We start from the raw sequence: 14669 nt of genomic DNA, 5'->3' as shown, positions 1-14669 counted from the left end.
GTTTCAAATTATTGCTCCTACTCATAAACTTTTACTTACAGATTAATTGTACTTCGTATCATTTTCATGCAATAAATGTAATTTAATATCTGGTACTTTATCTTTTTCAATACCATTATTATAAGAAACAGGAACTTGAAATTCGAATTGTTTTGTCTCGTGTTTTTGTAAATAGACTGGTTTCGGTACTGGATAGCTTTTTGAATTCTCGTTTGCATTATCATATAAAACAACTTTTAATGCTTGTGAATGATTACGATAATTTTTTAAAGTAACAATGCACTTCGGTTGGATATTATCTCCATTTTTCTCCATACTACACTGGCTATCTTCTTTTTTATATTCTATTGCTTCTACCCCTGTTTTTCCTGCGTAGTACCATGTTTTATTCAATGTCTGGATGATGTTATTTAAAATAAACGGCATCATTACAATCAATATACTAATGCCTACTACTTTTATCTTATTCATTTTTCTAAATGTACTAGACTCCTTTTTTCCTAGCCATTTTAAAAATAATATAAATGCAATTACATGTAGTATGAAAGAAACAATCAATATATTTGAGACTTTATAATTCATATAAACATACGTATGTATCGGAACCTTATAGACATTGAATAGTTTTTCCCCAATTAATTCATTATCATTTGGAATTTTTAATAATAACAAAACCCCTATACTGTAACAAATAGCTACTAATCGATCATACTCAATACGAATCATTCTTTCTCCCCTTCACTTTGTTTTTTATTATCGATTTTAGCTATTATTACCATACTATACAATCTTTTTATAGAGGATAACGTAAAAAAGTTCCTTATAAATATATAAAGAACCTTATTAATATACATTATGAATTAAAAAATTAATATACAATTTTCACATTGAGATTTCTTCAAAATATGTTGGATTGTGTATTGTAATTTTTTTATCTAAAATTGTAACAATGCTATCATTTTTTAATTGTTTTAATACGCTGCTAACTGTCTCTCGAGATGTTCCAGATATTTTGGATATTTCAATTGTTGTAAGTGGACATGAAATTACAATCTTTTCCCCACTCTGTTCTCCTAAATCCTGCATTAAATAATTTAACGTTTGGATAACACGATCTTGTGCATTAGGAATTGTAATATTTTGCACTCGATTTTCATTCAATTTTAATATAGATGATAATTGCTGAACAACGTACATCAATTGCGTTCTGCTGGATTTTACCATATCTTCAAAGATTACCGTTGGAATATAATATACCTCCACATCCGTCATTGCTTCTGCTGTATAGTTATATCCTCTGTCTGTAAACATACCACCATAAGGAAAAATAGAATACCGCTTTACATAGTCATCGTATAATAAGTTCCCATTTTGATTAACCCGCTCTAACTTTACAAAACCATCTAACATGAAGTAAATTCTTTCCCTTGAATCCCCTTCTAAAAATAAAAATTGACCTTTTTTATAAGTTCGCCAATAAACAAACTCTGTTAAGCCTTTCAATTTTTTTTCTGTTAAATGAGCAAATAATTCGAACTGCTTTAAGTCTTTCACTACGTTCCGTCTATTCATAAAATTCCCTCTCTCTTGCTGTATGTTGGAGCGAAAAATCAAGAAAGCGTATTCAATTTGAATTTTATCATAATTAACTTATATATTCAGATTTCATCATGAAAACTTTATGAACAATGAGTACAAAAAATATTAATAAATAAAAAGAATGAAGTTATTAACCTCATTCTTTTTTTACTACTAAGTAGCGTACATAATAATTTAAACATACATGCATACATTCTGTTTTGAAATAATAGTACCGGCTTTTTCTTCTAGTGCTTCATATACTTTTTCTAAAGACGTAATAATTGTTTTTCTTTTTGGATTTGTATTAACAAAATTAATAGCAGCTTCAATTTTTGGAAGCATGCTTCCCGCAGCAAATTGTTGTTCTTCAATATATTCTTCTAATTGATTTACTGTGACATGCTCTAATTTTTTTTGATTCGGTTGATTATAATTTACATACACATGATCAACTGCAGTTAAAATAACGAGCGTATCGGCATCTACTAATTCTGCTAATTTCTGCGCAGCGAAATCTTTATCGATAACCGCTTCAGTTCCTTTTAATCCTTCTTCGGAATCAATTACTGGAATTCCACCCCCGCCAACAGCTATCACTATGTTTCCATCTTCCACCAAAGAATTAATCACTTTATGTTCATGAATACTTACAGGCTTCGGTGATGGAACAACACGTCTCCATCCTCTACCAGCATCTTCTTTAAACACTGCTTTTGTTTCATCCATTAATCTTCTGGCCTCTTCTTCTGTATAAAAAGGACCAATTGGTTTAGTTGGATTTTTAAATGCCTCATCTTTTTTATCCACAACAACGCGCGTTATAACCGTTGCTACATCTTTGTTTATATTCCGTTTTTTCAATGCCTTTTCAATTGCATTTTCCATCCAATATCCAATCATCCCTTGGCTCATTGCCCCACAAGTATCTAATGGCATTGCAGGTGTCTTTTCCGTTTCTGCAGCTTTTTGCTGTAATAAAATATTCCCCACTTGCGGGCCATTTCCATGCGCAATTACTATATCCACATCATTTTCCATTATTTTCACAAGTTGTTCCGCCGTTTTTTCCAACGCTTCTTGCTGCGCTCCCGCAGTAGCCTCTCCAGACTGTATCGCATTTCCCCCTAGTGCAACTACAATTTTTCTTCGTACCATATTTCAGCCCTCCAGTTCATTTCGCTTTCACAGCGCTTTATAAAGTAATACTGCCTGTAATTAATCCATAAATCGCAAAGAATGCTAAAGCACCAATTGCTACGGATGATGCTAATTCCACTCGAGTAAATATTTGCTTCGAACTCTTTTGCTTTTGAACATTGTAAAAAATAAAAATACCTGGCGCATATAAAGTCATTGTTAATAATAAATACTCTAAACCGGCTGCATAAACTAACCACACGCCATAAATACTTGCGATCAAGCCAATTATTATATTTTTATTTCGATCTGCTTCTTCAGACTTTAAGCTATGCTTCAGTTGATAAAATGCTGAAAAAGCATATGGGATTAAAATAGCTGAAGATGCTAAAGAGAATGCAAAGTTATACGCCTGATCAGAAACGACGAATGTTAACAAGAATATTTGTATTAAACCATTTGTTATCCATAATGAATTTACTGGAGCCTTATTTTTATTTTCTTTTGCGAACCATTTTGGAAATACTCCATCTTTAGCGGCTAAATATGGAATTTCAGAAGCGAGCAAAGTCCAACCTAACCAAGCACCTAATACAGAGATGACCAAACCTAAATTTATAAAGATAGCACCCCATTTTCCAACAACACTTTCAAATAAATAAGCCATAGCTGGATTTTTCAAACCAGCAATATCTGCTTGCTGCATAAGTCCAAGAGACAATAATGTGATTAAAATGTAAATGATGAGTGTACCAATTAAACCAATAACCGTTGCTTTCCCTACATCACTTCTATTTTTTGCTCGACTGGATAAAACAACAGCCCCTTCTACCCCAATAAATACCCATAGAGTTACAAGCATTGTACTTTTAACTTGGCTGCCAACTGCTCCCCATGAAAAAGAACCAGTTTGCCCCCAAAATCCATCTAAGAATGTATCAATATGAAACGCGAAGATTCCTATGACAATAAATACAAATACAGGTACTAATTTTGCGATTGTAGTTACTAAATTCACAAGTGCTGCTGATTGAACTCCACGTAAAATTAACATGTGAACACACCACAATAATACGCTTGCACCAATAATGGATTCTACATTTTGACCGCCTTCAAAGATCGGGAAGAAATATCCTAATGAAGAAAATAATAATGTACCGTAAGCTACATTCCCAAGCCAAGCAGATAGCCAGTATCCCCACGCACTATTAAATCCCATAAAATTACCAAATCCTGCTTTTGCATAGCTAAAAATACCACCATCTAAATCTGGCCGTTTTACAGTTAGATTTTGAAAAGATAATCCAAGTGCAATCATCCCAATTCCTGTTATAACCCAGCCAATAATAATGGCTCCAGCACCAGCACCTTTTGCCATATCACTCGCTAAATTAAAGGCTCCACCGCCAATCATAGACCCAACTACAAGAGCCGTTAGTGTAAACAACCCTAATTTCTTATCTTCACCCATTCCACTCACCTCTCTTTAATTGCAATAACAATACAAAAGCAATAGTGAATGATAGTGTCTAAAGGAGGAGAAAGAAGAAAGGAAGACTCCCTTTCTTCTTTACTCCATGTTTCCTAAAGTAGCTGCCATAACCGCTTTAATTGTATGCATTCTATTTTCAGCTTGATCAAATACTTTTGAATGTTTACTGCGGAATACTTCGTCAGTTACCTCCATTTCTTTCAACCCATATTTCTCGTAAACTTCTTCGCCATACATCGTTTCAACATCATGAAATGCAGGTAAACAATGTAAGAAAATCACGTTTTCATTCCCTGTTTCTTTAATCATTTTCATATTTACTTGATAAGGTTTCAATAACTCGACACGTTCAGCAAATTTTTCTTCTTCCCCCATAGACACCCATACATCTGTATAAATTACATCTGCATTCGCAACAGCTTCTTCCACATTACTTGTTATCATTACCTGTTCATTATATTTTTTTGCTAAATCAATTACTTCTTGTGCAGGCCATAAAGATTCTGGTGTGCAAATACGTACATCCATTCCAACGATTGCTCCACCAACTAGTAAGCTATTAGCAACATTATTTCGTCCATCTCCAACGTAAACGAGCTTCACATTTTTCAACTTCCCTACATGTTCTCTAATTGTTAATAAATCTGCTAGTGTTTGTGTTGGATGCCACATGTCTGTTAATCCATTCCAAACTGGCACACCAGAATTTTGTGCTAAAGATTCTACAGTCTCATGATTAAATCCACGAAACTCAATTCCGTCAAACATACGCCCTAACACTTTTGCTGTATCCTCTACGGATTCTTTTTTCCCAAGCTGAATATCACCTTTCCCTAAATATTCAGGATTCGCCCCTAAATCTGTACATGCTACCGTAAATGCACAGCGCGTACGAGTGGAGGTTTTTTCAAATAAGAGCGCTACATTCTTATCTTCTAAATAATGATGCGGGATACCATTTTTCTTTTTCTCTTTTAATTCTGCTGCCAAATCTAGAAAATATAACAATTCTTCTTGTGTAAAATCTTTTTCTGCTAGAAAGCTTCTTCCTTTTAAATTTGGTCTAGTCATTAACATACTTCATCCCTACTTTCTCCGTTATTTATACTAAATATCTTTACGAACAATTGGCATACTCATGCAACGTGGACCCCCACGACCACGAGATAATTCCGAACTTAGCACTTCAATTACTTCTATACCGTGCTCCCGTAATAACGTATTGGATACATAGTTGCGATCATATGTAACAACTACACCTGGTGCGATTGCTAATGTGTTCGAGCCATCATTCCATTGTTCACGAGCAGAAGCAATTACATCTCCTCCTCCACATGGAATAAGAACTAATTCACTTAAGCCTAATACCTCTTTTAATGCTTCCATTAAAGAAGTACGATGTGTAATTTTAAGAGTTTCCTCATCTGATCCTTTTTCTAAAATATAAATATTCATATTCCCTTTTGGCCCTTGAATGGCTGGATGAATTGTAAACTTGTCATAATCAACCATTGTAAATACTGTATCTAAATGCATAAATGCTCGGCATTTTGGAATTTCTATCGCTAACACTTTCTTAATTTTATTTTGTCGGCTAAAGAGATTTTTAGCTAAACGTTCAATTGCTTTAGCTGAAGTACGAGCAGACACTCCAATCGCAATTGTTTCTTCATTTAAAATTAGCTCGTCGCCACCTTCAATTGGAAATTTATAATCACGATCTAACCAGATTGGTACATTATGTTTTGCAAATCTTGGGTGATATTTAATGATGTACTCCATGAATAATGATTCACGTCTACGCGCTGGTTCTCTCATCTTATTTATCGTTAAGCCATCGCCCACGCTAGCTGCTGGATCACGAGTAAAATATAAATTAGGCATTGGATCTAAGTAAAACGGATAATGATCTTCCATTAATTCATATAAATGTGTCTTCTTACTTGTTTCAATTTCGTTTTTCCGTACACCGCCCATAATTTTTTGAATTAATTCTTCATTTGAAAAGGAAAGTAAATATTCTTTTAAAGTTTGATGTGCAACATTTACGTCAGCCTGTCCTTCTTTTAAAATACGATCAACAAATTCTTCTCGAAGTTTTTTATCTACTAACGCCTCAGCGGCTAGTTTTTCTAAATAAAGAACTTCAACACCCCGATTGCGTAACGTTTGTGCAAAATAATCATGCTCTTTTTGAATAATTGGTAAGTATGGAATATCGTCAAATAATAATTGCTGCAAATAATCTGGCGTCAAGTTTTCCACTTCTTTACCCGGTCGTTTTAATAAAACCGTTTGTAATTCCCCAATTTCTGAAGTAACATGTATCGGATGTTTCATTTGTTGTACCTCCTTTTAAATATGTTTGATGTCTTACAAGTACATAATAAATGCTCTGCACTTTTATCTTTGTGAAAGCATCCACATTATCATTGTGAAATATTAAACAAGTTATTTTTTTAAAATCATACGAATTTGTATTTTTATAACAAACTCTCTCGCTTTTTCAATAAAAAACACATATATTACGCATATATGTTGAATATTTAACTTCCGTATTTAAACAAAAATCCTGTTTTTAATTTTATTAAAAACAGGATTTTTGCATCTAAATAATTAAATTTAATCTTTCTTCTATAATCTCCCTATCTGATTTCGACTGTGAAATTATAAGGCATGTATCATTTCCACATATACATCCTATTTTTTCTTTCCAATCTAACTCATCAAATAAAACACCAATAACATGTGCATTACCAGGTAATGTTTTAATAACCATTAATTGATCTACACAATCAATTTTCACAACAACTTCTCGTAATTTTTTCTTTAACTTTATATCAGTTTGTAAATGCTCTTCTGAGAAAACTTTATATATCATTAATCCTTCTTGAGAAGGTACCTTCGTTAAGTTTAACTCACGAATGTCGCGAGAAACCGTAGCTTGTGTTACTAATACATCTTTTTTTGCTAACAATTCTACTAATCTTTCTTGCTTATCTATCTCATACTCCTTTACAAATTGTTTAATTAACCGTTGTCTTTTTTCTTTTTTCATAAAAGACACCCCTTTTAATATTATAGCTCGCTATAATTTTCATCCGAAAGGGAGAGAAAAGAATGTTGCGGAAACGTTCATAGTTTAACTGTAAATATTAAATCAAACTAAATAAAAAAGAGAAGAACAGCATTCTGTTCTTCCTTTTACATTGAAAATCGTTCAATTGTTTGTTTCAAATCAGTTGCTTGCTTCTCTAAATCCTTTAATAATTGATCGATTACTATCATATTTTTAGACTGTTGTAGCGTTACACGCGCCACTTCTTGCGAACCAGCTGACGTTTCTTCAGCAATTGCTGCTACAGCTTTTGTTTGTGCTCCTGTTTGATGAATGTGGCTCACTTGTTCATTCATATAACTACTAATTTGCTGAGTTGCATCGGCTACTTCCATAACACTTGATGACATTTCTTTTAAAATTAATTCCGTAGCTTCCCCACGTTTCGCCTCTTCTTTAGCTATTTTCACTTGTTCTGTCATTTTCATTGCAACTTGTTGTACTTCATCTTGCATATTCCGTAATAACTGAGATATGTTTCTTGCAGAATGATCACTTTCATCAGCAAGTTTACGTACTTCTTCCGCAACAACCGCAAAACCTCTTCCATGCTCTCCTGCGCGAGCTGCCTCAATAGAAGCATTCAGTGCTAATAAATTCGTTTGGCTAGCAATCGCACTCACAACAGACACAATATGTTCTACTTGTTTCATTCGTTCTTCTAACTTCTGTACATTTTGCATGGAATCTTCATTTTCTTTTGCCAATGTTTGAATACCTTGAATTAAAGACGTAAAGACACGAGTACTATGCCCTAAAGCTTGAACCATTTCTGAAGACAACGTATCAGACTGCTTCGCTTTTTCTTCTACTTCACTTGCAATAGACGTCGTTGTATCAACAGCAGAAACAATTGCTTGAATTGATGCTGCTGATTGCTCAGCGCCTGAAGAAATCTCTGCAAGAGTCTCAGATACACCTTGCGCTTGTCTCGTTGCTTCGCCTGTTTGTTTTCTAATCTGCTGTACTTGATTGTTTGTATAAGAAAATGTTGTATCAATATTTTTTACCATGCCCCTTAAGTTTCCTAACATCATATTAAATGCAACACTTAAAGATTTAATTTCATCATCTGTCTTCGGTAATGGAACATCTTCACGAATATCACCCTCAGCTGCTTTTCTTGCCGCCTCCTCTAACTTTCGAAGCGGTTTAATTAAAAATACGGCTGCTCCATATGCTAAAATTCCAGACCATACTACCCCTAATAACATAACTATAATATTATATACAGTTTGACTTACATAACTTTGAAAATAATCGTATATCACATAAATAAAAAATATACTTGTTGAATATGTAATGAGAGCTAAAACTGTAGTGAATAGCATAAGTTGTGTACGTAATCCAAAAGAAAATGTTTTCCTTTCTTTTTCCATCTTCCCTTTCCCCCTTTTTATAAGCAATATAAATACTACCTATATATTATTATCCATATTTTCATTATAGAAGGATATAGGGATTTTAAAAATTATTATTTCTTTGAATATCAAATTGCACGAAAAAAATAAAGGATTCTGACAATTTATGACTAATAACAGAAATAAGGGGCAACATTTGTAAAATATATTTTTAACTGGGGGTTTTGTATGATTCAAGTTCGAAATCTAGTAAAATCATTCGGTTCACTTGATGTGTTAAAAGGAATTGATTTAGAAGTAAAAGAAAAAGAAGTTGTTGTTTTAATTGGTGCCAGTGGTTCTGGTAAAAGTACATTACTTCGCTGTCTTAACTTTTTAGAAATGTACGATGAAGGCGAAATTCACTTACAAGGTGAGCGAATTGATCCAAAGCATTCAAATTTAAATAAAGTCCGTGAAAATGTCGGTATGGTTTTTCAGCACTTTAACCTCTTTCCTCATATGACCTCACTAGAAAACATCATAGAAGCACCTATTCACGTAAAAAAATTAGAGAAAGCAAATGCAAAGGATATTGGAAATCAACTTCTCCAAAAAGTCGGCCTTCAAGATAAAGCGGATGTAACTCCTCATCTTCTTTCAGGTGGTCAAAAACAGCGCATTGCCATTGCACGAGCTCTTGCAATGAGCCCTAAGATTATGCTATTTGATGAACCTACCTCAGCTTTAGACCCTGAACTTGTTGGAGAAGTATTGCAAGTTATGAAAGAACTTGCTGAAGAAGGGATGACAATGGTTATTGTTACTCATGAAATGAATTTCGCAAGAGACGTAGCTGATCGCGTCATCTTTATGGATGATGGAAAGATTGTAGAAGATGCTACGCCAGCACAATTCTTTTCAGCTCCATCACATGAACGAGCAAAACAATTTTTACGCAACGTTTTATAATGTAACTTCTGTTTCAAACGAAAAGGAATACATTCATACGGTGCACAACTAATCATCCAAATAAAATATTTCAATAACATACTAAAAAAACATCCGTATGATCAATATATAGGAGGGGTTTTATGAAAAGAAAACTATTAACCATTGTTGCGAGCATTACACTATGTACATCCTTCATACTAGGAGCTTGTAGCAAAGAAAGCTCTACTACTTCATCAAATGGTGAAAAAGAATTTCGCTATGCGATGAGTGGATTATACAAACCTTTTAACTATAAAGAAAATGACGGCAAACTTGTCGGCTTTGATGTAGAAATCGGTGAAGCTCTTGCTAAAAAGATGAACATGAAGGCTACGGCAGTTACAAACCCATGGGAAACGCTAATTCAAGGTCTTCAAGCGAAGAAATATGATGTAATACTGGGTAGTATGGCAATTACAGAGGAGCGCTTAAAAGCTGTTAGTTTCTCAAATCCGTACTATCGCTCTGGCGCCCAAATTTTTGTGGCTAAAAAGAATACCGCTATCTCTTCTCCAGAAGATTTAAAAGGTAAGAAAATTGGTGTTGTAAAAGCTAGTACCTTTAAAAATCTTGTTGCAAAATATACAGATCAAATCACAGAATATGACAGTGATATTACTGCTCTTATGGACTTAGAGCCTGGGCGTGTTGATGCAGTAATTACGGATCAAATGGTTGGTCTACGTATGATAAAAGAAGGAAAATCGAATATAAAAGAAGCCGGAAAACCATTAAATCTTGATGAAATGGGAATTGCTATTCGCAAAGATGATAAAGAAATGGTTGAGAAAGTAAATAAAGCGTTAGATGAAATCATTAAAGATGGTACGTATGAAAAAATCAGTAAAAAATGGTTCGGGCGTAATATTCTTGGTGAAGAGGAAAAAACGAAGTAAGTAAGTTAGCCATTCAAAAGATTCATAAACAGTGCCCCACTGATTAAATTTTCATTTTATGTGGGGCATTTCATTCTCTACTAAAATCTATACAATATGAGGTGAAACGCATGTTTGAAATTTTTATCTCTACCTATCCCACACTCTTAAAGGCTACTATTGTCACATTACAATTAACATTAACCTCCCTAGTACTCGGTTCATTAATTGGATTATTATTTGCTTTCTTTCGAATCTCTAACAATAAAGTTTTAAATAGTATCGCTCATGTCTACATTGCTATTATTCGTGGTACACCTTTAATTGTTCAAATCGCTATTCTCTATTTTGGGATTACATCCGTTGTTGTTTTTACCCCTTTTTGGGCAGGAGCAATCGCTTTAGCAATTCATAACGGTGCATATGTTACGGAAATTTTCCGAGGATCCATTCAATCCGTCGACCGTGGACAATTGGAAGCCGCTCGCTCCTTAGGTATGCCTTACCCTTTAGCTATGCGCCGGATTATATTACCACAAGCATTTCGTCTGTCTCTTCCTCCTCTAGGAAACCAATTTATTATCGGATTAAAAGACTCTTCACTTGTTGCTTACGTAGGACTGTCCGAATTATGGGGATCAGGTTTATCAATTGCAGCAGGTAACTTCCAACAATTAGATACTTACATGATTGTTGGTGTATACTACCTCGTAATTGTTCTTCTATTTACTTATTTCGTTAATCTTTTAGAAAAACGATTACAACGAAAAGAAACTAACTCCGTCCAATTCCATAAAAAGAACAAAAAGGAAGTTTCTTTATAAGAAAAAGCAAGCCTGAGATGGCTTGCTTTTTCACTGCAAAAATATATTAATTTTTACTGATTTACTTTTTTAATACTCTCGTCTTCCTCTATATGTTCCTCACGATATGAAATATTATGAGGATCTAGTCCATTTCCTAAAGAACCATAGAAATGCTCTCTATGCGGATCCACTAATTCACTTCCGTGATAATACACACGTGGTGTATTCCATAGGGCTGCTAATGCTTTTGTCATCGGCATTTCGTGATAACGTTCCGGCCACATTTCTTTAATCTTCTCTTTTACTAACGGATAGTATTTAGAGCTCATAGCAGGAAACAGATGGTGTTCTGTATGATATGAGAAATTGAAATGTAAAACGTCTACCCAGCGCGGCACTGTTACTGATAAACAGTTTGCTAACGGATCATTTACTGGAACAATTGGATTTAAGCGGTGATTTGTTGCGATATATGCCATTACAATAAAGTTAGCAATTAACAACGGAATGACATATGCAAATAACCATTTTCCAGGTCCCATAATAAACAATAAACTAATCCAAACTGTCCAAGGCAAAAGAAGTTGAAGCCATACAGATTTTTGATTGGATGACTTGAACTCTTTTATAAAATGAAAGAACATTCGAGTCGAATGCAATGTAAATTGAATTGTTAGTGACAGAAAACTAAAGAATGAACGTACATGTAAAGGCATACGATATACCCAACTCAAAAACTTACTCTTCTTAAGTTTCTCAAGTGTCGGCCATGCATCTGGATCATTCTCTTCATGCTGTGTATGAACATGATGCGTTGCATTATGCCACTTTCTCCAAAGCTTTGGCCCTGTTGATAATGGCATAAATGCAATCGCGCCTAAGAAGTCACGAAGCCATGCCTTTCTTACAACAGTTCCATGTAAAATTTCATGCCCTAAAAATCCTAGTGAAGCAAAACATAATCCAAGAACAATCGCAATTCCTAGATTCGCCCACACATTCAATTCAAATACACCAATCGATATTAACCCCGCCAATGCCACAAGCAAATAAGCCAGTCCACCAAATAAACGAGTAGGCACTGGTTTAAATGCTTTTTTCGGCAAATGTGGTGATACACGTGCTGCATACCACCCAAACGTATGAAGCTCCTTCATCCTTTTGCTCCTTTCTTATGCCGCGCCTTGCGCAACTTACATATATCAATTCTTGCTTCCAGATTGATTTTACTAGATGATCCAAAAAGCATCTATTATAAGGAAAATATACTCACTCTATCGTCACTTATTTTTCGCTTTTATTATCAATGAAAAACATTTCTCTTTTTACTCTCTATCAACCTTTCCACATGATGAATCATAACAATAGAATTTCTATATTGTCAACACCTTTTATGACCTAGTAATAAAAGGTGGTTATATTTTTATAATCATACTTTATTTCACTAAAGAAAATGTATAGATTTCATAAGGATTTACCCACTATATATAGACATTTTCTTAAACGGCATAGACTCTATCTCATTCAATAACTCTCTATGTAATCAACAAACAGAATCATTTGAATTTAGTTTTATATAAATCCTACTTCTTCATAATGCCCCACCTAATTAATTATATTAAAATAATTTATACCCTCTTTTAATAAAAATAGACTTCCTCTAAAACAACACACATGAATTTCATATAATATGGAAATATTAAAAGGAAAATTGTTCTAAAATCAGGAGGTTTCCGCAATGACAGGTGATACATTCCCACAACTGCCGCTATCTTATTGGATTGAATCTACTCAATTTCCTACTTTCCCTCGTTTATCCGAAAATATAAAGACGAAAGTTGCTATTATCGGTGCTGGTATTACAGGTATTACTACTGCCTATTTACTTGCAAAAGAAGGCATCGATGTTGTTTTAATTGATTCTGGTCGTATTTTAAACGGAACGACTGGGCATACAACAGCGAAAGTAACAGCACAACATGATCTTATTTATGATGAATTAATAAATCATTTCGGTGTAGAAAAGGCCCGGCTTTACTATGAATCAAATAATAAGGCTCTACAATTCATAAATAAAACTGTTCAAACATATAAAATCGACTGTAATTTCTCAAATGAAGATTCATATTTATATACAACTACTGATAACGGATTAAGAAATTTATCGAAAGAATATGAAGCTTATCAAAAATTAAATATACCTTGTGACTATGTTCAATCTCTATCGATTCCTATTCCAGTACAATCTGCGCTTGTAATGAAAAATCAAGCACAATTCCATCCCCTTCTTTATTTAAAAACACTTTTAGAAAAGTTTGTGGAGATGGGCGGAAAGGTCTACGAACAAACAACAGCTATGGATGTGGAAAAGGGCGATTATCCACAAATAATTACAAAAGAGGGCCATCATATCACTTGTGAATATGTCGTCTCTTGTTCACATTTTCCTTTTTATGATGCGAATAGCTTTTTCTTTACGCGAATGTACGCAGAACGCTCCTACGCTCTTGCAATAAAAGCAAAAACGGAGTATCCAGGTGGCATGTATTTAAGTATTGATGATCCAAAGCGCTCCTTACGCTATATAACAAACAATGGAGAAAAATTAATTTTGATTGGCGGAGAGAGTCATAAAACAGGTCAGGGAATAAATACGATGCTTCATTATGAAGCACTCTATTCTTTTGCTGAAGCCACTTTTGGAATAGATGAAGTTCCTTATAGATGGTCAGCACAAGATTTAATTACTCTAGATAAGCTTCCTTATATCGGACATATTAACGAAAGAAATCCAAATATATTTGTTGCAACTGGATATCGCAAATGGGGAATGACAACTGGAACTGCTGCCGCTCACCTACTGAAGGACTCCATCCTAAAAGTTCACAGTCCCTATAAAGAACTGTATGCACCATCACGCTTCCATGCAAATCCAGATATAAAAACGTTCCTCTCCCAAAACATTGATGTTGCGAAACATTTAATTGCAGGAAAGATTGAAACCGCATTACGTAAGCCAGAAGATCTCGAAGTTGGTGAAGGATCTGTCGTACATGTTAACGGTAAACGAGCAGGTGCTTATAAGGACAAAGAAGGAAAATTACATATCGTCGATACAACTTGTACACATCTCGGCTGTGAAGTTGAATGGAATAATGGTGATTGTACTTGGGATTGCCCTTGCCATGGTTCTCGTTTTTCAATTGAGGGAGACGTTCTTGAAGGCCCAGCAGATCAACCGTTAAAACGAGTTGATAATGAGTAAACAAATAAAGAAGTTCAACAAAATTACTGTTGAACTTCTTTATTTGTTATAAACCCTTTTCA

Annotated in this window: 12 protein-coding genes and 2 pseudogenes; 4 read left to right on the top strand and 10 right to left on the bottom strand. The window is 34.3% G+C overall.

The genetic code is table 11. From position 1 onward, the window contains the following. Nucleotides 1-42: 42 nt before the first annotated feature. The 9 genes and pseudogenes from IBT51_RS18315 to IBT51_RS27430 all read right to left on the bottom strand — a co-directional run. Nucleotides 43-726, bottom strand: coding sequence for a hypothetical protein (locus IBT51_RS18315; RefSeq protein WP_069354891.1), 684 nt, complete (start codon nt 724-726; stop codon nt 43-45). Nucleotides 727-882: 156 nt separating this feature from the next. Beyond that, complete coding sequence (locus tag IBT51_RS18310; RefSeq protein ID WP_001081906.1) at nt 883-1572, bottom strand: Crp/Fnr family transcriptional regulator; 690 nt, start codon at nt 1570-1572, stop codon at nt 883-885. A 201-nt stretch (nt 1573-1773) separates the two neighbouring features. Beyond that, on the bottom strand, nt 1774-2736 hold the full coding sequence (gene arcC, locus IBT51_RS18305; RefSeq protein WP_000252339.1) for a carbamate kinase: 963 nt from the start codon (nt 2734-2736) through the stop codon (nt 1774-1776). 37 nt (nt 2737-2773) lie between these two features. After that, a complete protein-coding gene (arcD, locus tag IBT51_RS18300; protein WP_000503412.1) occupies nt 2774-4189 on the bottom strand; it encodes an arginine-ornithine antiporter in 1416 nt (471 codons plus the stop codon). Nucleotides 4190-4288: 99 nt separating this feature from the next. Next, nucleotides 4289-5287, bottom strand: coding sequence for an ornithine carbamoyltransferase (gene argF, locus IBT51_RS18295; protein ID WP_016083685.1), 999 nt, complete (start codon nt 5285-5287; stop codon nt 4289-4291). Between the two features lie 30 nt (nt 5288-5317). Further along, nucleotides 5318-6550 carry an arginine deiminase gene (arcA, locus tag IBT51_RS18290; RefSeq protein WP_000682331.1) on the bottom strand — a complete coding sequence of 411 codons (1233 nt, stop codon included), beginning with the start codon at nt 6548-6550 and terminating at the stop codon, nt 5318-5320. Between the two features lie 268 nt (nt 6551-6818). Continuing rightward, on the bottom strand, nt 6819-7268 hold the full coding sequence (gene argR / locus IBT51_RS18285; RefSeq protein WP_000711826.1) for an arginine repressor: 450 nt from the start codon (nt 7266-7268) through the stop codon (nt 6819-6821). Between the two features lie 146 nt (nt 7269-7414). Next, a pseudogene (locus IBT51_RS27435) lies at nt 7415-7987 on the bottom strand (methyl-accepting chemotaxis protein); the annotation flags it as partial. Nucleotides 7988-8356: 369 nt separating this feature from the next. Beyond that, nucleotides 8357-8542 (bottom strand): annotated as a pseudogene (locus IBT51_RS27430) (HAMP domain-containing protein); the annotation flags it as partial. 375 nt (nt 8543-8917) lie between these two features. Here IBT51_RS27430 and IBT51_RS18275 point away from each other — a divergent pair. From IBT51_RS18275 to IBT51_RS18265, 3 genes are all read left to right on the top strand, one after another. Then, nucleotides 8918-9640 (top strand): amino acid ABC transporter ATP-binding protein, encoded by a 723-nt coding sequence (locus IBT51_RS18275; RefSeq protein WP_053565361.1) that lies wholly within the window; start codon nt 8918-8920, stop codon nt 9638-9640. 122 nt (nt 9641-9762) lie between these two features. Beyond that, nucleotides 9763-10557: an ABC transporter substrate-binding protein gene (locus IBT51_RS18270; RefSeq protein WP_200458705.1), complete on the top strand. Its 795-nt coding sequence runs from the start codon at nt 9763-9765 to the stop codon at nt 10555-10557. 47 nt (nt 10558-10604) lie between these two features. Next, nucleotides 10605-11360, top strand: a complete 756-nt coding sequence (locus IBT51_RS18265) for an amino acid ABC transporter permease (protein WP_140155550.1) — start codon at nt 10605-10607, stop codon at nt 11358-11360. 53 nt (nt 11361-11413) lie between these two features. On the opposite strand, the gene desB is transcribed toward IBT51_RS18265, so the two are convergent. Continuing rightward, nucleotides 11414-12499, bottom strand: a complete 1086-nt coding sequence (gene desB / locus IBT51_RS18260; protein WP_000661219.1) for a Delta(10) desaturase DesB — start codon at nt 12497-12499, stop codon at nt 11414-11416. Between the two features lie 581 nt (nt 12500-13080). Here desB and IBT51_RS18255 point away from each other — a divergent pair. Then, nucleotides 13081-14607, top strand: a complete 1527-nt coding sequence (locus tag IBT51_RS18255) for an FAD-dependent oxidoreductase (protein ID WP_053565363.1) — start codon at nt 13081-13083, stop codon at nt 14605-14607. Nucleotides 14608-14669 lie beyond the last annotated feature (62 nt).

The organism is Bacillus sp. S71, from assembly GCF_016625265.1.
Classification (GTDB): Bacteria; Bacillota; Bacilli; order Bacillales; family Bacillaceae_G; genus Bacillus_A; species Bacillus_A cereus.
Note: the sequence above shows the minus strand (reverse complement) of the source record. Positions and strands in the feature narration are given on the sequence as shown.